22 protein-coding genes are annotated in these 19,055 nt (G+C 61.1%); 9 read left to right on the forward strand and 13 right to left on the reverse strand.

Annotated elements, in window-relative coordinates; translation table 11 throughout:
* Positions 1-37: 37 nt before the first annotated feature.
* The 7 genes from QXU72_00780 to QXU72_00810 all read right to left on the reverse strand — a co-directional run bounded on the left by QXU72_00780 (position 38) and on the right by QXU72_00810 (position 7,293).
* Positions 38-823 carry a hypothetical protein gene (locus QXU72_00780; GenBank protein ID MEM0493780.1) on the reverse strand — a complete coding sequence of 262 codons (786 nt, stop codon included), beginning with the start codon at positions 821-823 and terminating at the stop codon, positions 38-40.
* On the reverse strand, positions 820-2,217 hold the full coding sequence (locus tag QXU72_00785; GenBank protein MEM0493781.1) for an FAD-binding oxidoreductase: 1,398 nt from the start codon (positions 2,215-2,217) through the stop codon (positions 820-822). Before QXU72_00785 ends, QXU72_00780 begins: the two co-directional genes overlap by 4 nt.
* Entirely contained in the window at positions 2,181-3,623 is a 1,443-nt protein-coding gene (locus tag QXU72_00790; GenBank protein ID MEM0493782.1) for an FGGY-family carbohydrate kinase, read from the reverse strand. The genes QXU72_00785 and QXU72_00790 overlap by 37 nt, the downstream gene beginning before the upstream one ends.
* 3 nt (positions 3,624-3,626) lie before the next feature.
* Positions 3,627-4,583 (reverse strand): hypothetical protein, encoded by a 957-nt coding sequence (locus QXU72_00795; protein MEM0493783.1) that lies wholly within the window; start codon positions 4,581-4,583, stop codon positions 3,627-3,629.
* Positions 4,565-5,953 (reverse strand): FAD-dependent oxidoreductase, encoded by a 1,389-nt coding sequence (locus QXU72_00800; GenBank protein MEM0493784.1) that lies wholly within the window; start codon positions 5,951-5,953, stop codon positions 4,565-4,567. Before QXU72_00800 ends, QXU72_00795 begins: the two co-directional genes overlap by 19 nt.
* A gap of 143 nt (positions 5,954-6,096) precedes the next feature.
* Positions 6,097-6,591: a hypothetical protein gene (locus QXU72_00805; protein MEM0493785.1), complete on the reverse strand. Its 495-nt coding sequence runs from the start codon at positions 6,589-6,591 to the stop codon at positions 6,097-6,099.
* Between the two features lie 9 nt (positions 6,592-6,600).
* Entirely contained in the window at positions 6,601-7,293 is a 693-nt protein-coding gene (locus QXU72_00810) for a hypothetical protein (protein ID MEM0493786.1), read from the reverse strand.
* A gap of 58 nt (positions 7,294-7,351) precedes the next feature.
* Here QXU72_00810 and QXU72_00815 point away from each other — a divergent pair, with 58 nt between their 5' ends.
* Positions 7,352-8,377: a hypothetical protein gene (locus QXU72_00815; GenBank protein ID MEM0493787.1), complete on the forward strand. Its 1,026-nt coding sequence runs from the start codon at positions 7,352-7,354 to the stop codon at positions 8,375-8,377.
* Here QXU72_00815 and pcp read toward each other — a convergent pair.
* The 3 genes from pcp to QXU72_00830 form a co-directional block, all read right to left on the reverse strand.
* Complete coding sequence (pcp, locus tag QXU72_00820; GenBank protein MEM0493788.1) at positions 8,374-9,036, reverse strand: pyroglutamyl-peptidase I; 663 nt, start codon at positions 9,034-9,036, stop codon at positions 8,374-8,376. The genes QXU72_00815 and pcp overlap by 4 nt on opposite strands.
* A gap of 108 nt (positions 9,037-9,144) precedes the next feature.
* On the reverse strand, positions 9,145-9,618 hold the full coding sequence (locus QXU72_00825; protein ID MEM0493789.1) for a GIY-YIG nuclease family protein: 474 nt from the start codon (positions 9,616-9,618) through the stop codon (positions 9,145-9,147).
* Entirely contained in the window at positions 9,578-9,841 is a 264-nt protein-coding gene (locus tag QXU72_00830) for a hypothetical protein (protein MEM0493790.1), read from the reverse strand. The genes QXU72_00825 and QXU72_00830 overlap by 41 nt, the downstream gene beginning before the upstream one ends.
* A 98-nt stretch (positions 9,842-9,939) precedes the next feature.
* Here QXU72_00830 and QXU72_00835 point away from each other — a divergent pair, with 98 nt between their 5' ends.
* Positions 9,940-11,061 (forward strand): hypothetical protein, encoded by a 1,122-nt coding sequence (locus QXU72_00835; protein MEM0493791.1) that lies wholly within the window; start codon positions 9,940-9,942, stop codon positions 11,059-11,061.
* 22 nt (positions 11,062-11,083) lie between these two features.
* On the opposite strand, the gene QXU72_00840 is transcribed toward QXU72_00835, so the two are convergent.
* Positions 11,084-11,263 carry a hypothetical protein gene (locus QXU72_00840; protein ID MEM0493792.1) on the reverse strand — a complete coding sequence of 60 codons (180 nt, stop codon included), beginning with the start codon at positions 11,261-11,263 and terminating at the stop codon, positions 11,084-11,086.
* Positions 11,264-11,569: 306 nt separating this feature from the next.
* Here QXU72_00840 and QXU72_00845 point away from each other — a divergent pair, with 306 nt between their 5' ends.
* The 7 genes from QXU72_00845 to pyrD are packed head-to-tail and all read left to right on the forward strand — an operon-like array spanning position 11,570 to position 17,184.
* Complete coding sequence (locus QXU72_00845) at positions 11,570-12,268, forward strand: orotidine 5'-phosphate decarboxylase / HUMPS family protein (protein ID MEM0493793.1); 699 nt, start codon at positions 11,570-11,572, stop codon at positions 12,266-12,268.
* Positions 12,269-12,270: 2 nt separating this feature from the next.
* Positions 12,271-12,798: an orotate phosphoribosyltransferase gene (pyrE, locus tag QXU72_00850; protein MEM0493794.1), complete on the forward strand. Its 528-nt coding sequence runs from the start codon at positions 12,271-12,273 to the stop codon at positions 12,796-12,798.
* On the forward strand, positions 12,795-13,709 hold the full coding sequence (pyrB, locus tag QXU72_00855; protein MEM0493795.1) for an aspartate carbamoyltransferase: 915 nt from the start codon (positions 12,795-12,797) through the stop codon (positions 13,707-13,709). Before pyrE ends, pyrB begins: the two co-directional genes overlap by 4 nt.
* 5 nt (positions 13,710-13,714) lie before the next feature.
* On the forward strand, positions 13,715-14,191 hold the full coding sequence (pyrI, locus tag QXU72_00860; protein MEM0493796.1) for an aspartate carbamoyltransferase regulatory subunit: 477 nt from the start codon (positions 13,715-13,717) through the stop codon (positions 14,189-14,191).
* Between the two features lie 2 nt (positions 14,192-14,193).
* Positions 14,194-14,982, forward strand: a complete 789-nt coding sequence (locus tag QXU72_00865) for a dihydroorotate dehydrogenase electron transfer subunit (GenBank protein MEM0493797.1) — start codon at positions 14,194-14,196, stop codon at positions 14,980-14,982.
* Between the two features lie 11 nt (positions 14,983-14,993).
* On the forward strand, positions 14,994-16,280 hold the full coding sequence (locus QXU72_00870) for a dihydroorotase family protein (protein MEM0493798.1): 1,287 nt from the start codon (positions 14,994-14,996) through the stop codon (positions 16,278-16,280).
* A complete protein-coding gene (gene pyrD, locus QXU72_00875; GenBank protein MEM0493799.1) occupies positions 16,273-17,184 on the forward strand; it encodes a dihydroorotate dehydrogenase PyrD in 912 nt (303 codons plus the stop codon). The genes QXU72_00870 and pyrD overlap by 8 nt, the downstream gene beginning before the upstream one ends.
* 174 nt (positions 17,185-17,358) lie before the next feature.
* Here the strand turns inward: pyrD and QXU72_00880 are convergent, their stop codons facing one another.
* Positions 17,359-18,147: a hypothetical protein gene (locus QXU72_00880; protein MEM0493800.1), complete on the reverse strand. Its 789-nt coding sequence runs from the start codon at positions 18,145-18,147 to the stop codon at positions 17,359-17,361.
* Between the two features lie 73 nt (positions 18,148-18,220).
* The gene (locus tag QXU72_00885; protein MEM0493801.1) at positions 18,221-19,021 is read right to left on the reverse strand and encodes a hypothetical protein; all 801 of its coding nucleotides are present in this window, start codon (positions 19,019-19,021) and stop codon (positions 18,221-18,223) included.
* Between the last annotated feature and the right edge of the window lie 34 nt (positions 19,022-19,055).

Below are 19,055 nucleotides of genomic sequence, written 5' to 3' on the forward strand. Positions count from 1 at the left end.
GCCGAGGCTGGCTAAAAGAAGATTTCCTCCAGCACTGCTACTGCAGGAAGTCGTAGACGCTCTTCAAGCCCAGCTTACCGGCTCTCGGGCATAAGTAGAGCGCGTCAAGTCTAGGCTTCGCTTTAAGGCAACTGTCTCTGTCGACCCCAGTGATCACCGCGCCGGCAGCCCTCAGCGCGTTCAGTATCTCTGGCTCAGCGCTTCTCAGCAGGCACGGGATGTGGACTACACCCTCGTACTTCACTTTCAAGCCTAGAGTCGTGAAAGCCGTAGGGAGGAACCTCAAGCCGAGTGCGTGAGCTGCTTCGGGAGACACCGAGTAAGCTTCACGGCCTGATAGCGCTTTCACCACCGCTCTAGCGGAAGATCCTTCCAGGGGCCTTCCCTCAGTGTACCTCTGGTCGAGGGCCTTCACCACCGCTAGCCCCGCTCCCAGCCTGCTCGAGAGGCTGGAGGCATAGCTCTCGTCGAGACCCTCTACGGCGACGAGCAGAGGAGAGCCCTCCCTCAGCACCCTAAGCTCTAGCCTCGCTTTCTCGCGGGAGTAGGTTTCGGGGAGCTGGTGCCTCGCAGGGCACTCCTGCACGCACCTCCAGCACTTAGCGCACTTTTCCTTGCCGAGCTCGAGGTGTCGGGAGTACCCTAGGGGGCTGAGCATCATGTTCCCGCTGTCCAGGAAAGTGGGGCAGGAGGCTAGGCAGATCCCGGGACAGTAGAGGCAGGGGTTTCTAACTTTTCTCAGAGGGAGGAGCGCGAAGCGCGCGACGAGCTTCGGCGTGAGCTTCACGGCTTTCAGGACAGTGAGGCTGACCAGAGCGATCACCCTAGCCACTTGCCGGGGTTGCTGACGTTGCCTGGGTCTAGCGCCCTCTTCACCCTCTTGAGGTAGTCGAGCGCGCTACCCAGCTCTTCCGCTACCCAATCCTTGCGCAGAAGCCCTACGCCGTGGTGGTGGCTGATCGTCGCGCCTGTCTCGATCAGGGTCCTCATCGCTTCCCTCCACATCCTCCAGTAGACTTCCTCGCTAGCCTCGTACGTCAGCGTGAAGTAAATGCAAGCACCGGTGGTGTAGAAGTGGGATGCGTGGGCCAGGACGGCGTACACCCCCTTTACGGCTTTAACTCTCCTCTTGAACTCCGAGTAGACTGCTGGCAGCTTACTCCACGTCGCCGCGGTCTCGATCGTGTCAAACCAGAGCCCCAGCGGCACAACAAGCTTCTTGAGCTCGCTGATCACGTCGAACCTCGTCTTCAGCCACTTCTCAACGTACTCTCCACCCAGCTTGACGCCGCCGTGCTTCGCCGCCAGCTTCTCGATCACGGAGACCTTCGCCCGGAGAAGCTCCTCGCTGCTCTCCTCCACGATGAGGAGGAGGATGTCGCGAGGGTCGTGGAACCTGGCAGCGCTATCGTCTCTATCGTAGAGCCTCGCAACAGCCGGTGTTGCCCACGAGAGCATAACCTCCCTCATAGCCTTCAGCCCCGCCTCGAAGCTCGGGAACGCGTAAGCCTCCTTCCACACGTGCTGAGGTAGTGGGAAGACTTTCAGGGCAGCTTTCGTTATCACGCCAAGCTGGCCCTCACTGCCGATCAGCAGCCTCTTAAGGTCGGGGCCGGTCGCAGCCCGCGGGACGAGGTTCCTCCGCATGGGCACCAAGACCCCGTCAGGTGCTACGAACTCTAAGTCCAGGACTAGCTCCTCTATACCGCCGTACTTGGTGCTGAACTGTCCAGTGCTCATAGTCGCTATCAGCCCCCCGAGCGCCGCCTCCGGGTAAGACTGCGGTATGTGCCTCAGCGTGAACCCCCTCTCGTTGAGGAACTCCTCAAGCCTCCTCAGAAGCACGCCAGCCTCCGCGACCACGAGAGCGTCCTCCTCCGAGAACGTGAGGACCCTGTTCATCCGCTTCACGTCGATGACGAGGCACTTCTCGCAGATCGTCCCGCCTATGACGCCGCTACCCCCAGCGTAGGGCGCGAAGGGGATCCCGTACTCGTTGCAGAGCCTGACGAGCTCGGCCACCTCTTCAGCGGACTCGGGCCACGCCACCGCGAGCGGCTTAGGCAGAGGCTCGCCCCTCAACTCCTTTAAGAGCGCGAGAGGCCAGTAATCCCTGCTGTAGAGCCTCAAGGTGTCCGGGTCGCTGGCCACCCTACCTTTAAGCAGCTCTTCCACTCTCCTCAGAAACTCCCTCTCAGGAACGGGTTCTCCTCCCACCTGCGCACCACCTCTAAAAGCTCCTCGTAGCTCCTGAGCCAGAAGCCCCGCTCCTCTGCGTCCGCGCGGGGCTCGAAAAACCTGCCAACGGGGGGCGGCTCCGCGAGCTCTCTCTTCGAGATCTTCCCGTCGGAGAGGAGGAGCAGCTTAGCCACCCCGCGAGAGCTGGCCTCTACGTCTACAGGCCTAGCGACGCGCATTCCCGTCACGTCCGAGAGGATCTGGAGGAAGGGGTCCGACTTCGAGTAACCTCCCGAAGCCCAAAGGGGCTCAACCGGCTTGCCTGCGTGCTTCGATATTTCCTTTAAGAGCAGCGCGATGTGGAGGGCTACCCCCCAAGCTAGCCCCGCGATCACCTCAGCGCGCCCAGCGCCCAAGCTGAGGCCTACGACCAGGCCCCGGAGCTTTCCCGCCCTCGGGCACCGAAAGCCGCCGAACGCGGGGACCACGAGGACCTCTCTCCTCCCCTTTCCCGCGAGATCGTTCATCTCCTCGTAGGTGTTGAAGAAGCCTGACTGGCGGAGCCACTCGACGATAGACCCGGTGGTCCTGACGAAGCCCTCGATCCCGTAGGTTCTCTCGCCGTCCAGGCTGAGCATCACAACGGGTACTAGCCCCCCGCTCGGGACTTTCAGGCTGCCCGTGCACTGCTCGACGAACGATCCCGTGCCGTGAACACTCTCGACGCGCCCCCTCTCGACTGCGCCCACCGCCAGGGCTGCGGACTGCTGGTCAGCTATGACCGCTGATACTTCAAGCCCCTCGAAGGAGCCGAACTCCGCCACGTTATCCACCACCTCCGGAGCGGCGCGCGGCAGCTTGAGTATGCTGTACACTACGCTTATCTCCTCCAGGTTCCGCGGGTGTAGAAGCCCCGTGAGCGTGGCGTTCGTAGCGTCCGCGAGGAACCTTCCCGTCAGAGTGTAGATGAGGTAGGAGTCGAGAGTCCAGAGGAAAGCGCCGCCCCGCAGCACTTCCTCGTTGAGACCCGGGTTGTGGTCGAGGATCCACCTCATGAGGACTGCTGGGGAGTCGGGGCTGAGGATTTGCGACAGCGAGCTGCTCAGCTTCTTCAAGAACGCTACGTGCGCGGGTAGCTTCTCGACGACTTCACGGCCCCTGCCGTCTATCCAGGTGACAACGTTCGTGATCGGGGTGCCGTCCCTCCTCCAGGCGAGCACTGAGGCGCGGTAAGTGCACAAGCCGAGCTTTCTCGCACCCATCGACCTAGCTTTCCTTGCGAAGCCCCGTACTACCTCGGCGAGCTTAGCGCTGCTCTGCTCCACGAAACCCTCCTCCGTCTTCTCGAACCCGAGCTCCACCCTCTCGGAGTGCACTCTTTTCAGCTCCTCGTTGAAGAGGAAGAGCTTGACCCCCGTCGTGCCGACATCCACCACAGCGTACATGGCTTAAAGCACCTCCAACCGGACCCTCCCAGCCTTCGGGAGCTCCACGACCGGGTAAGGCTCCTCGGCCTCCACGACCTTACCGTCAACCCTGATCCTAGCCCCCCTCGGCGCAGCCACCATCGCGCAGCCCACGCTCCAGGGAACCCTGCGGGGGTAGACGGGCACGCTGCTATCAATCTCCACGAAGTCTCCGCCAGCTCTGAGAGCCCGCGCGACAATCCTGGAGAGCTCTACTACCTTAAGCGGGTGCTCCACCACCATGGCCGCGTTACCCGCTAGAGCCTCAAAGCCGAGAGGGTTCCAGGCAGCCGGCACCGCGAGGATGAGCGCGTCAACCCTCAGCTCGCCAGCACTGGTCTTCACGGATTCGACTCTCTCCGCACCCTCGACGCGCTTTACGCGCCCCCTGAGCGGCTCAGCTCCCAGCTCGACCGCTTTATCCGGTGGATGGACGAGAGACGGCTCGCTGAACACCACGTAGACCTTCTCGGAAGCTCTCCGGAGCTTCTCGACGAGGGAGAGCGAGAAGTGGTTAAGCCCGTAAACGAGGACGCGGTCACCGAGCGAGTAACCTCTCGCCGCGAGCTCCCAAGCAGCCGTGAGGTACCAAACGCCTGCAGGCCTGTGGCCGTAAACGCCAAGCTCCACAGCAGTTTTCTCGCGGAAGCCCGTCGCCCCCACGACGGCCCCCCTGAGGAGCCTAGCCCCCTCCACGCCGACTACCCACACACCATCCCGCCGCACCTTGAATGCGGTAAGCTCCGTGAGGGGCTTAACCGCCCCGAGAAAGCTCTCCACGAGCTGCTTCCCGGTTACCCCCTCCACGGGCAGAGTATCTTCTGCGAAGAAGCCTCCAGGCCTGCTCCGCGCTTCGATGACGATCGCCTCGCCGAGCTCCCTCGCTAGGGATAGCCCGGCGAGACCCGCTCCGACCACGATCACTTCTTCACTAGCCACGAGCCGCCACCTCTCAGAGTAACTTCTTCGAGCGGGATCCCGAGCTCTTCAGCAATGATGCGCATGACCTCGGCAGCGCACCTCGACCCCTGGCACACCCCCATTCCAGCGCCCGTGCGGAACATGACACCCTGAAGCGTGCGCGAACCTCTCCGCACAGCCTCCCTAACCTCCTCCTCGGTCACGAGGCTGCACGCGCAGACAACCCTCCCCCTCCCGGCTTCGGGGTTATCCCTAAGCCTGGGGAACGGTCTCCGCGGCTTCACGGCTTTCGGCTTCAGGGTCAGGCCGGCCTCCCGCAGCATGGCGATAATCTTGTCTGCGATCACCGGGGAGGCTGTGAAAGCCGGCGACTCCGTGCCCATAGCGTGGACGACCCTGCTCGAAGCCTTCGAGTAAACGATTCTGAAGTCGTTCTCAGGGGGGATCGGGCGTATACCCGCGTAAGCCTTCAGCGGGATCCCTGGATCCGCGTCGAGCAGCGGCGAGAACTTCCTCATCAGCGCCTCCACATCTTCCTCGTCGACGGCAGTGTCGGATTTGCCTCTCGCAGGCCTCAGGTTAGGTCCCCACAAGCCCCGCTCGTCGACAGTGTACATGATCGCGCCGCCCTTCGTCTTGGGGTCGGGCTTGAGGTAGAGCGGGGCGATGAACCTCTTAGTCACTCTCCTCTCGAAGACCAGGAGGGCCCCCTTACCCAGCTCGAAGTCCACGTCGTCGCCAGTCATCTTAGCTATCTCGTCTGCCCAGAGCCCCGCAGCGTTCACAACGTAGCGAGCGCGGTACTCGCCTCTACTCGTCTTAACGGTAACGAACTCCGGTTCGACGGATATCCCGGAGACTCTCTCGCCGAAAGCGAAGTCCACCCCGTTCTCGCGCGCAAACTCGTAGAGACCGTAGAGAAGGTCGAAGTTGTCCACGAGGCCGTACCCCTCAACCTCGATCGCGCCTAGAGCTTTCTTCGAGAGGGCGGGCTCCTCCCTCCTGAGCCAGCTCCTGCCGCGCAGCTTCACGGGGAACTCCTTGCCGAGGTTCAGCTTCAGGTACAGCGCGACGAGAGGCATCGCTAGGAAGTGGTGAAGCTTCATCGCCACAGCTAGAGAACTCGTCCGCTCGAACCTCACCCCCAGCTCCCGGCAGATTTTCTCGAGCTGCCTGTTCCCCTCTCTCGCCATCCTGCTCTTCAGCGAGCTGAAGGGGAGCTGCACCACGTGGACTACAGCGGCATGAGCTTTCGAAACACCCCAGCCGGGCTCAGGGCAGGCCTCGATTACCAGAGTTCTGACGTCGTAGTGCGCTAGCTTGTACGCGAGCATTAAGCCGACGATGCCGCCCCCCACGATGGCGACGTCGTAAGGTCCCCCGCCCACGGGGCTACTAATGTCTTGCAGAAAATATATCACGCTTTCTACAGTAAGCCCCGCTGCTCACGCTCTTCCCCGTAGCGAACCACGAGAAGCTGGGCAGCTAGCTGAAAGCTAGAGACGGGTGGCTCGCGGGGGCTCCTCTACTTTCACTTCTTCCTAGCCAAACCCGCGGCGAAGACGACGAACGCAAGTACGAGGGAAATCAACGTCCCTAAGCCCAAGCCGAGGGAACCGAGGAGCACCATCCCGGCACCGGCCAGCGCGAAGACGAGGGCGAGGAGCCTCTCCGCGAGGTAGTAGAGCACAGCTGCGAAAGCTAGGGAGAGTAGGGCTACAGCTTCCTCAGCGTTAACTATGATGCCGAAAGCTGCGAGGGAGTAGGCAGCTAGGAAGCCGGCCAGCAGGGATACGGCTAGCTTGAACGTAGAGAAGCCGATCAGGGCTCCCGCTATGAACCCCACGGCGAAGAGCACGGGTCTACCCACCGCGGCTATCAGGCTGGGCGAGGCGTAAGCGTAGAGGAGGTAGCCTACGGCTAGCCCGAAGGAGAGCGAGACTAGAAGCTTCGCGAGCTTTACGCCGAAGAAGGCGAGGACAACTCCTAGGATGATTAAAGCCAGGCTTGTCAGCGTGTCGAACATTCTTATTCGCTAACTCTTAGCGGCAGTGGCTCTTATTTTCTTCCATGCAAAAAGCGCGAGAGCCAGGACAGCTGCCAGAAGAAGCGCGAGAGCCACGGCCCGTAGCGGATGCTCCTGAGCGGGCCAGACAGGTATCTCGTACACGTCCAGAGGCAGCGGGGCTCTGCAAACCGCTTGAGGTGCTGCTCCCGGCACCTGGTAGTAGCTAACCCACGTGCCGTTTAACCAGAGGAGCCTGTAGTCCCACCCAGCCTTCCCGGCGGCGCAAGCAGCTCTGAACGCCTTCAGCATATCGCCGCCAACTCCCCCCAGAACCTGCTCCTTCGACAAGCGCTCTAGCTCGAAGCCAGCCGCTCTGCAGAGCTCCTCCCCCGTCAGGTTGAAGAGAGGCGCCTTTCCCGCAAAGGGCACTTGAAACCTCACCGTCGGGAAGCTTACACCCAGCGGCGGGGCAGCCGAGTAGTAGAGGAGCACGACCACCCTCGTGTCGAAGCCGCTCCGGTAGGCGTACACTCCCGGCGCCACCTCCCTCGCGTCTTTCAGAGCTCGGAAATCCAGCCTCGCGCCCGGCGCAGACAGCACGGCTTCTACAGCGTAAAGGTCCTCGGGCTCCGGGCACGGCTGAGCAGCAGCTATGCTAGCGAGCAGGGCCAGCACTATGCAAGCGGCGGTGAAGCATAAACAGCGCCTCTCCACGTGCACGTCCTCCTCGTTGCGGAATTCATATAAATCCTAGCCTTCGCGGCAGGCGGAGGGCGGCTTGAACGCGAGGAGGGTGGCGGAGGAAAGCGGTGTGCGCACGGATATAGTCAAGGAAGCTGGTAGGGTTGATGGTGGGAAAGCCTACAGAGCCCTCGTAGATGTCCAGGCTGAAGCCTTCTTGCTCGACACCGACAGCGGGCTGAGGATCGCTTCCCAACCGGAGCTGGTCGGCTCCGAGCTCGAGGAAGAGGCTCTGCGCGCGGCTCTCGCAGCCGCCGGCCTCATAGCTAGGAGGGCTTCGGCTAAGAGAGTCGTATTCCTCCACGTCCTCAGAGCTTCGCGCGGCTACCGGCTTCACGAAGCTCTCTCACGGGGAGGTTTTCAGCTGCACGAAGTTTTCGTGAGAGTAGCCTACCCGGGTTCGGGGGCTGGCGTGCACGATTCGGGAACGGCTAGCGTTCTCCTGGCGCGCGCCGGCAGCCTCCCCAAAGGCGAAGGCGTGCTGGTTGTGAGCGACACCGTCGCGACGGGGAAAACGCTTCAAGCGGCGCTCAGCTTCCTTTTGGAGCTAGCGGAGTTCAAGGGCTTGAAGCTCGTGGAAGCGCACATTTACGGCTTCATCTCTGAGGCCGGGCTGAGGCGCGTAGCAGAGTACCTCGAATCCCAAGGCGTGGAGAAAGTATCGTTTTACGCGGTGCAGGACCTCACAGCTCTGTCCAGCAACAACTACGATATGCCGCTCTACGGCCCCGACCTGCCTAGCCACGAGGCTGGCGAGCCGCGAACGCTGGGAGGCGTAGCCTCCGAAGAAACTCTCGCGAGGATGCTTCCTCGCTACTTTCCCGGAATGGACCAGCCGGGCGACTGGAGCGAGCGCCAGTGCGTGCTGTACAACGGGGAAAGCTACGAGAGGGGGCGTATCCGCGACCACCTCGAGAGGAGCCTGAAGGCTTTAGAGAGGCTCCGGGAAGCCTCCCGAGCGTACCCGTGGTACGGGGACTGGCTCGACCGGGTCTACGAGGAGAGGCGTAGAGCACTTCTCGAGGCTCTGGAGAGGAGGGCCTACTGCCGGGACACCGCCTAGAGGGGGATTCTTTCATCGCCTGCATCCAGCCGTTCGAGCGACGTGAGGGCAGCGATTTCGACCGCCCTAGTGAGAAGCTCGCGCGCCATGCTCGGCGCGTACCCGCACCAGCTCCTCTTGCTGGCAGCCTGCTCTGGAAGGTAGGGAAGGTGTAGGAACCCGGCCCGCCGCGGCCATCCCCTCGTAGCGGAGAGGTGGAGCAGCTCGAACATTACGAGGTTGCAGATGAAGGTGCCTGCAAAGTACGAGAGCGCAGCAGGTATCCCCGCTTCTCTCAGCTTCTTCACGATCAGCCGCACTGGGAGAGTCGAGAAGTACGCTGCAGGCGCGCCGGGCTCGATGGGCTCGTCCACAGGCGCGTAGCCGTCGTTGTCCGGGCTCCCAGTGTCCATGAGGTTTACCGCAACTCTCTCGACCGCCACGTAGGCTAGCCCCCCGGCTTGCCCGAGCGCGATAGCTACGTCAGGCTTGTGCTTCTCGACGAGGTCCCTGACTGCTTCCCTAGCGCGCCTGTAAGAGACGGGGAGCACAGCGCTCACGACGCTAACTCCAGGGAGCTTGCTCGCTAAGGTTCGGGCAGCTTCTACAGCTGCTAAACTGCTGGGGTTCACGCTTTCGCCGCCGAACGGCTCGAAGCCGGTTATCAGCAGCGTTGACACGCGGTGAAGAGAGCAGCGCTAGTTATAAGCTACGCTCACAACTTCATATGAGGCGATGATGAGCGCCTGCGACGCACCTGACTCGTGAAGAGTACCAAACCACCTGAGTCACAGAAGGATCGTCACCGGGTTGAGCCCAGCCCTGCGGAAGGCTTCTTCAACTCTCGCCAACACATCCTCGCCTGCAGGCTTCCAGAGCAGGTGGGAGCGGCACCCTGAAGTGCAGTCAGAGCTCCCGAAGCCGGGAAGCGGGTGGGCGAAGCCTAGGTTCTCGAGGTGCGGTGTCAGCACGCACTCCCTCTCTCTAGTTTCCGCGAACACGATGCCCAGAGCTCTCGCGGCAGCAGTGAGCTGGTCGATATGCCACTTAACCTTCTTCTCGCGCCTCAAGTGCCTAAGCACCCGCGCTCTAACGCCGCCGGGCCCCCTTGCAGATCCAATGTAGACGTATATGCCCGGCGGGAGAGCTCCTCTCTCCCTGCCCATCGTGACTTCAAGTTCCTGCTGCAGCTCGAGAACGAGCGCGTAAACACCGCTCCTGTCAGTCACCTGCGGTGCTGCGGACCGCGGTGAACTCTCCATCGAAGCCAGCCTCCTTGAGCGATTCCCTCACCACCCCTAAGAGCTCCTCGCAGAAGCTGATGCAGTAGAGCGAGCTTTTCTTCTTCAGCGGCTCCAGGAGCAGGACCCCCGCGATCCTGCCACGCCACCCGAGGAGGAACTCGAACGCGTGCCACCTCACGTAAACTCCCCTCCTTCTGAGAGCGTTTACCAGCTTCATTCTACGCTGAAGAGTCAGGCTCAAGAGGGCGCTCACCTTCCCCGCTATTCAAGCGCTAGCAACAACAGCCCCCGGCTTAAGTCTATTTTGTGAACCCCTCGGAGTACTACCGTAACGCGCGCGTGCTGTCGGAGGTAGCGGACTTCCTGAAGGGCCGCTGGGTGGCTTTCCACTGCGAGAAGCAGCTTAAGGACGGTAGGCCCGTGCTTGTCCGCTACCACAGAGGTAGGCTGCTGAAGGCTTCAACCCCCGCAGAGCTCTCCGCTATCATGCGGAAGCTAGCTCACTTGAGGCCCCGCGCCGTGTACGGGACTGCAAGCATCTACCAGAAGCTGGAGGCACCGGAGGATGTGAGGAGCATGGATCTCGTTGTGGCGAGAACGCTGACGTGGGACATCGACTCCACGCCAGAGCACTGGAGAGCTACGGTTGAAGCTGCTAGAACGGTAGTCGACGTGCTCGAGAGGCACGGTGTCGTCGAGAGCGTATGGCTGAAGTGGAGTGGGAGGGGTATGCACGTTCACGTGCACGAAGCCGCGCTAACTACAGACTTCCTCAAGAGGCGCGGGGTTCTCGACGCGACGTGGTCAGCGGTGCAGTATGTTGCGGATAAAGTCAGGGAGAAGATACTTGAGATCAACATCCGGCACGGTTCAAGCGTCAAGGTCGAGAACTTGATGGACCCGCAGAGAGTTTTCACCGCACCTCTAAGCCTGCACAGGCAGCTCGACTCCGCTTGCATCGCGTTGAAGCCAGAGAACCTGGACTCGTTCGAGCCCGGGTGGGCGGACCCCAGAAGCCCAAAGCACGAGCCTGCTTGGAGGCGGCACGTGGAGGGCGAGGCTGAGAGCCTAGCTGAAGTGGCTCTGAGAGAGGTTGGCGGCTACCTGGGCCGGGGCAGGCGGCTCCAGGCTAGGTGGAGGCTCCTCGAGGAGAAGTTCTGGCAGGAACCGCTACCCGAGCGCGAGCCCGCGCCCGTGCTCGGAGATCTCGAAGTTAAGCCGAACATGTCTCCTGGGCCGCTGGAGGGCAGGGACTTGAGAGGCGATCCCTTCAAGGCGGTGCGCTTCCTTGAGGATGTTCTGGGGCACTTATCTCTCGGGAGAATAAGCAGGGAGAGAGCTTTCTCGCTGCTAAAAGCTACCGCTGAGGTTACGATCAAGGCTCAGGGTTACCGAGAGGAGGATGTGAGAAAGCTGGCTGAGCTGTACGGGAGAGTGCTGGAAAAGTTAAAAGAAAGTTAGAGAAAGAAAGAGTAGCGGAGTTTTACTCTCCCCAGAACTCCTCGAATGTCGTTCGGGTCCTGTAGCCGGCTAGCGCGCCTCCAAGGTACTTCTCTAAAGCGACGTTCACGTGGTGCCCGATGTCGCCCATCTCGGCTAGCTTTGTGTAGAGGTCTTCGTAGATCTGTAGCCGCACTTCCACTAGCTTTCTGTCAAGGCCCATTTTGATCAAAGACCGCACAACTAACCTTTTATTAAGGGTTTCCCCTGACAGTTCTTTACTATAGGGCGACGTAAAGCTTTACGTAAGGCAAAAATGGTGTTCGCCGCCTCTGCTCTCGGCTTAGAGGTTTTTTATCCATTTTCCGCCAGTGTAAAGGTAAATATTACCTTTAAGAAGCGATTTTTCAGTAAAATTTCCATCAAGGTGCCAGGTTCCCGTTCGCTGCTTCTACCTTGCTGGAAAAAGTTTCTTTGCCCGGATGAGGATTAGCTATTTATCCGCTCTGAGCGTTGCTAGACGTGGGTCTTGCCTTCCAAGTTGAAGAAGTTGGCTGCTGAGAAGGGTTCCAGAGTAATCCTCGCGCTAGACTACTACCCTCCGGGGAAGGACCCTCTAGACTTCTGGAGCCAGCTGCTAGACAGCGTAGACGACCTGCTCGCTGGCGTGAAGCTGGGGCTGCCCGCGCTCTTGTCTGTAGGGCCTGAAGGGCTGCGCGAGCTTGTGGAGAGCTTCAGCGACAGCAACTACTTCATCGCGGACTTCAAGTTAGCTGACATCGAGGATGTTGTGCGCACAGCCGCTCAGAGGATACTGAGGCTAGGCTTCGACGGGGCGATCGTGCATCTCTTCCCGATGTGCTACAGCAGGCTTGCGGAGAGGGAGGCGGGAAGGTCGCTGGACATCTTCGGCCTCGTCTCGATGAGCTGCCGCTCGCCGCTGATGGACTTGCACCTTGAAGACCTTGTAGACTACGCTGTGAAGCTCGACCTCGCGGGCGTTGTTGTCGGAGCGACAAAGCCCGAGATTGTGAAGAGGGTGAGGGAGCTTCTAGGCCAGAGAGGCGTCATCCTGTCGCCAGGGGTCGGCGTTCAGGGTGCTGAGCCGGGGTCAGCGGTCAGAGCTGGCGCCGACTTCGAGATTCTAGGCAGGTCTGTTGCCGCTAGCCCCAGCCCGAGGCAAGCTCTGGAGAAGATTGTGAAAGCGTACCCCCTGCCGAGGTGGTAGACGTGTCTGTGGAGGAGCTGCTGTGGAGGATCGGGGTAGTGCAGAGGGGTTTGTTCAGGCTCACCTCCGGGAGGATCAGCGAAGTGTACGTAGACCTGAGGAAGCTGCCTTCCCACCCCGCAGAGTTTAGGGCTATCGTCGGCGAGATGGCTAAGCTGGCTTCCGGCATCGGCGCTGACTACGTGTGCGGGATAGCGGTGGGCGGCTTACCGCTGGCTGCAGCTCTCGCCTACGAGCTGGGGAAGCCTCTCATCTACGTGAGGAAGGAGAGGAAGGAGCACGGCACGATGAAGCAGCTCGAAGGGGACTTCGAGAAGGGTGCTAAGGTTCTGCTGGTCGACGACGTTGCTACGACAGGCGGGACGCTGGCGGACACTTGCAGGATCCTGAGAGGTGAGGGGCTCCGCGTCGAGGACGCTCTCGTGGTTGTCGACCGGCAGGAGGGCGCTGAGGAGGCTTTGCAGGCTCTCGGCGTGAAGCTCCGCAGCCTGACGACGCTGAAGAAGCTTCTCGAGGTGGGCGGGAGGTGAAAGGGAGGGACGTGATCTCGATCTTAGACTTCGAGAGGCGCGAGCTAGAGCAGCTCTTCGAGCTCACCGACGAGATCCGCAGGAGCCCGCGCGCTTTCTCAGAGGAGCTGAAAGGCTACATAATGGCTACCGCTTTCTTCGAGCCCAGCACGAGAACAAGGCTGAGCTTCCAGACAGCGATGCTTAGGCTCGGCGGGTCTTACATAGACCTCGGCGAGCTCGAGAGGAGCTCTGTCGCGAAAGGCGAGAACTTCGCCGACACCATACGCATGCTAGACTCCTACGCTGACGTGATCGTCGTCAGGCACAGGCTTGAAGGCGCAGCTAGGTACGCGGGGGAGATCGCGGCAGCGCCTGTGATCAACGCTGGCGACGGGCGGAAGAACCACCCGACTCAAGCGATGCTCGACCTCTACGCGGTCAGGACTCTCCAGGGAGGTATCGACGGCCTAGTCTACGGCGTGCTGGGGGACCTCAGGTTCGGCAGAGCTGCGGCGAGCTTCATCCTAGCGCTATCGCTCTTCAAGCCTTCGAAGATCTACCTGGTGTCGCCCCCGCTCCTCAGGGCGAGGCCGGAGGTGCTCGAGGTGCTTAAAGCTAGAGGGGTTGACTTCGAGGAGGTTGACAGCCTCGAGAAGGTTGTAGGGGAGCTCGACGTGCTCTACGTGACCAGGGTCCAGAAGGAGCGCTTCCCGGACCCTGCGGAGTACGAGAAGGTTAAAGGAAGCTACCTCGTGAGCTCCAGCACGTTGAGGCAAGCTAAGGAGAACCTTATCGTGCTTCACCCTCTGCCCAGGGTCGACGAGCTCGGCTTCGACCTCGACTCGACTAGGCACGCAAAGTACTTCGAGCAGGCAGCCTTAGGGGTCCCCGTGAGGATGGCGCTGCTGAAGCTGGTTCTGAAGGGGTGATCGGGATGCACGCGGAGGAAAGCCTTCTCGTGAGGAAAATCCGCGAGGGCACGGTAATAGACCACATCCCAGCCGGCAGAGCGCTCGACGTGCTAAAGATCCTGGGGCTGACGGGCGAGGAGGGCTACACGATCGCGATCGTGATGAACGTTCCTAGCGGGAAGCTCGGGAAGAAGGACATCGTGAAGGTGGAGGGCAGGTTCCTCAGCCCTGAGGAAGTGAACGAGATCGCTCTGATCGCGCCTACAGCGACGATAAACATCGTGAGAGACTACGCGGTCACGCTGAAGAGGAGGGTGGAGGTCCCGGCCGTCATCGAGGGGCTGCTCCGCTGCCCCAACCCTAGCTGCATCACTAACTCGCCTCGGGAGCCGCTCAAGCCGAGGTTCGAGCTCTTGTCGAGGATGCCCCTGAGGTTCAGGTGCAGCTACTGCGGGGACGAGCTCTCGGAGAGAGATATCGCAAAGCAGCTAGCTGGTTAGCTATGCACAAGAGAGGGCGAGTGGTCGGCGCTAGCTTAGCGTGCGAGCAGGTGATGGAGCTCAAAGTAGAGGTCGATCTCCCTCAGCCGACACCCGGGCAGTTCGTGATGCTCTGGGTTCCCGGAGTGGGAGAAGTACCGATGAGCATCGCCGACTACGAGGAAGGCCTGCTAAGGCTTTTCATCACGAAGAGAGGGTTAGTCACCAGCTACATCCACGAGCGCGCGAAGCCCGGCTGGGAGGTCTTCGTCCGGGGGCCCTACGGGCGCGGCTTCACGATCCCAGCGGGTGGGCGGGTGCTGCTGGTAGGCGGAGGCACGGGCGCTGCCCCGCTCCACTTCCTCGCCAAGCTGGCTAGGGGTGCGGAGTGCGTTGCGGCGCTGGGCTTCAAGTCCTCAAAACACGTGCTGCTGCTGGAGGATATCGGGAAGTACTGCAGAGTTCACGTGGCGACCGACGACGGTAGCGCTGGCTTTGCAGGGCCTGTCCATAAGCTGGCCGAGAGCCTTCTGGCCTCGGAAAGCTTCTCGAAACTCTACACGTGCGGGCCTGAACCCATGATTGCAGAGCTGCTTCGGCTCGCGGAGGAGGCGGGTATCCCGCTGGAGGCTTCCCTGGAGAGGTACATGCGCTGCGCAGTAGGCGTGTGCGGCAGCTGCGTGCTAGACCCTCTCGGCCTCAGAGTCTGCAGGGACGGTCCCGTCTTCGACGGGGATACGCTGCGCGGGGTTTGGGACCTGGGTAGGTGGTGGAGGGGGGCTGACGGCAGCAAGGTTCCGCTCAAGGCCTAGGGGTGACCGGCTTGAGGAGAGTAGACCTACTGCTGGTGGGCAGGGCTTACGTTGATGGCTCGCTGGAGGAGGTCGCTGTCGCCGTCGATGGCGGGAGAGTGGTGGCGGTCACGCGGCCCCCTCTAGCACCTCTGGCTGAGAAGAAGCTGGAGCTCGGAGCGAGCGCTATCCTTCTCCCAGGCATGGTCGATATTCACGTGCACATGCGCGAGCCGGGCCTGGAGTACAAGGAGGACTGGAGGACTGGCAGCATGGCTGCCGCTAAGGGAGGGGTAACCTGCGTGTTCGACATGCCTAACAACAGCCCGCCCGCTAACACCTGCGAGAGGCTGAGGGAGAAGTTTTCCCGCGCTTCTGCGAAATCGCTGGTAGACTTCGGCTTCTACGCCGGCTTCAGCCCGAACCTGGAGGGGCTCGCCGGCTGCCCCGAGCTCTTCCTCGGCTTAAAGCTCTACCCCGAGGACCTCTTCCACGAGAAGTCGCCCGACGCCTTCGCGCTGGCAGCCAAGCTTGGGAAACCGGTGGTCGTGCACGCGGAGGACCCCAGCCGCTTCAAGCCTTCAGATATCCACTCCGAGGCGCGCCCTCCCGAAGCTGAGCTCTCCGCAGCTAGGCACGCGATCCTGCTGGCGGCGAGGACGGGAGCCTGGCTGCACCTCACTCACGTCAGCACGGGGGCTGTCCTCAGAGAGGCTCTCGCGGCGAGAGTTTCCCTGAGCGTCACCACCGACGTGACACCGCACCACATGCTGCTCAACGAGTCCCTGTACAGGGGGCGCGCCGCGGGTCTAGCTAAGGTGAACCCGCCGCTCCGCGGCGAGGAGGACAGGAGGGACGTCTACGAGGCTGCGCGGAAACTCGCTGTAGACGCTGTAGCGACGGATCACGCGCCGCATTCGCTTGACGAGAAAGTCTCACCGAGCCCTCCTCCCGGCTTCCCCGGCCTGGAGATCGCGCTTCACCTCCTCTTAAGGGAGATCCTGGAGGGGAGGTTCCCGCTGAGGGCTCTCGACCTCTACAGCAGGAGGCCGTCCGAGCTGTTCGGGGTGAGGAAGGGGGTTATCGCACCCGGCTTCGACGCGGACTTCGTAGTAGTCGAGAAGTCCGAGTGGGTTGTAAAAGGCAGCGACTTCGCTTCTAAGGCGAAGTACACGCCCTTCGAAGGCATCGTTCTGAGGACGAAAACCGCCATGACCTTTGTGAGAGGGCAGCTAGTCTACAGAAACGGCGAGTTCCACGAGGGTGCCTGGGGCAGTCTCGTCAGGCCCGGGCTGGGAAGGGGGTGGCAGCTTGACTAGCCTGGAGGTTAGCCTCGCCGGGCTCAAGCTGCGCAACCCTACAGTGCTCGCCTCGGGCATCTTAGGCGTCAGCCTAGGCTCTGCGAGGCGCGTGGAGAGCGCGGGCGCAGGGGCTTTCACCACGAAAACCATCACGAAGGAGCCGAGGAGAGGCTACTTCAACCCGACTTTCGTCGCCACAGAGCACGGCTACCTCAACGCTGTGGGGCTGGCGAACCCGGGTATCGAGCACTTCTGCAGCGAGCTCCGCGAGATCGTGAAGAGCTTAAGCATCCCAGTGCTGCTTAGCGCAGGCGGCTGGTCAGGAGAAGAGCTCGTCGAGGTTGCTAAGCGCGGGCTAGAGTGCGGTGCTCACGCCGTAGAGCTTAACGTGTCCTGCCCCCACGTGAAAGGCATGGGAGTAGAGCTCGGCCACAACGTGGAAGAGGTAGTGGAGGCTGTGCGCCAGATCAGGAGCGCTGGAGGCCGCGTCTTCGTGAAGCTCTCAGTGCACCACAACTACCTCAAGCTCGCCGAAGCGGTCGTCGACGCCGGGGCGAGCGGGCTCACCGCGATCAACACGGTTAGAGGGATGGCGATCGACATATACGCTCGGAAGCCGGTGCTCTCCAACGTCTACGGGGGTTACAGCGGCCCCGCGATAAGGCCCATCGCCGTCAGAGTAGTGTACGAGCTCTACGAGCACTTCCCAGAAACCCCGATAATCGGCGTCGGCGGCGTGGACAGCTGGGAGGGAGCGGTCGAGATGCTCCTCGCAGGGGCTACAGCGGTCGGCGTAGGGTCTGCTATCGCCCTTAAGGACCTCGAGATCTTCCGGGAGATCGCGGAAGGGCTGAGAAAGTACCTTGAAAGCGAAGGCTTCAGCTCGGTGAAGGAGCTCGTAGGGCTAGCGCACCGACGCTAACTCTTTAACGCTCACCCGCGCTCTAACCCGGGATGAAGAGACTACGGGGGCCTGAGTAGTGAAGAAACGTCCCGAACACTGACCGCCCTCGAGCGAGTGGAGGAAGATTCCCGCGAGTACCCCGCTAGGTGGGCGCTCGCCCCCGCTTCGAACATCTTTTGATGGGGCGCGGCGTTATCTTTCTCTGAAAAGTTCTCTTATAGATCTCAAGCCCGCAAGCAAGAGGACGTAGGAGGTTGCGTAGAGGAGGTCCGCTGGGAGGAATTCAAATGTTCCGGCAGCGTAGTAGAGGAGGTCGGCGAAGCAGAACGCGATGAAAGCTAGGGCAATTAGCGAGAGCGCGGAGCCCATAACACCCGGCCTGAAAGTCATGGCCGCGTACAGGGAGGTGAAGAGGAGCGCTGCATCCAGGAAAATGTAAAGCAAGGTGAGCAGCCTTCCGGTCGGAGAACCTCCTTTAAGCAGCGTGCTAGCGACCGCTGCAGCGGCTAGGGAAGCTGCCGCTGCGGTGATCACGACGGCCGGTGCTAGGATCTTGAGGGTTTTAATCTCTTTTAGCTGCGAAGCGAAAGGCTTAGCTAGATACCACAGTCCCACCATGAGTAAAGGGTACCCTGCAGTCCATAGACCGTAGGCAACGGATTCTACCTGAGGCCCGCCGTAAAACGCGTAGAGTGCAGCCCAAGAGATCTCGGAGAATGTCCACACAGCTAATCCGGCGGTTACGAAGAGCCAGGGGCGCAGCACGTGAGGTGGGTCTCCGGCGCAGCTCTTCAGCAGCAAGAGGCCTTCCCGCAGAACGAGCACCGCTACAGCGGCGCTGAATAAGTTGAAGTAGAGGTTTACGTGGAACGAGCGGGAACCTTGCCCTGCGAAAAGCAGCGCGATGACCGGCACTAGGAGAATTGTTAGCGCTGAAACAAGTAGTCTTAGGGAGGATTCGATCATCCGTTTAGACGGCATGAACCCTTACTCTCATATTCTCAATATGGCTATTTATATTGATTTATTGCCAGGCCTTTCCTAGACTTTTAGCTTAGTGATGCTTTTCCCGTCCGCTTTCCCGCAATATTTCCAGATTCACCCGCAACCCCAGGGTTACTAAGACGTAGGAGGCTGCGTATAGAAGATCTGCGGGCACGAACACGGGCGTACCAGCAGCGAAGTAGAGGAGGTCGGCTACGCTGAAGTGAATCAACCCTAAGGCCACGAGCCAGTATGCGAAGCCTAAAGCCCCTCCCCGGAATGCGCGAACCGTAGACGCTGACATGACGAGGAGCACAGCATCTAGGACCGTGTAGGAGGAGTCGACGAGTTGAGCGAGCGAGAGCTGTCCATCCGCCCCTGCCTTAACGTACACTACAGCGGTGGCGGTTACAGCGAGAGCGATGGAGAAAATTATCAGCAAGGACGCGCTCCCGGTGCTTACTCCGAGCCGTTCAAGCTGAGAAGAAAAAGGTCTAGACAGAGTCCACAGCCAGAGGAAGAGTAGCGGGTAGCCGGCAAGCCACAGGGCATCGCAGACAGAGAGGGCGAGCGCCTCCCCGTAGAGGATGATAAAACCCGTGTAAACAGTTTCGGCAAGCGCCCATAGCGCAACACCGGTTACCAGGAAGAGGAGCGGCTGCGTGACTTGCCTCGGGCTGCCTGCGTACGCGCGTAGGAGAGCTAGCCCGCTGAGAAGAGCGGCGAAAGAAGCCGCAGCAGTATAAACGTTGACGTACACAGCGTACAGGTCACGGTTCACGAAGAGGAGCAGGGCTGCCGGCAGCAGCAGGGCCGCCAAGAGTATGGCGAGGTTTCTGGCTGCGAAACCCCTCAAATCTCTCAAAGGCATGCGGGATGCCCGCCAGCCCAGCTACTATGTCTAA

This window comes from Thermofilum sp. (assembly GCA_038741495.1).
In the GTDB taxonomy this organism is placed as follows: domain Archaea; phylum Thermoproteota; class Thermoprotei; order Thermofilales; family Thermofilaceae; genus Thermofilum.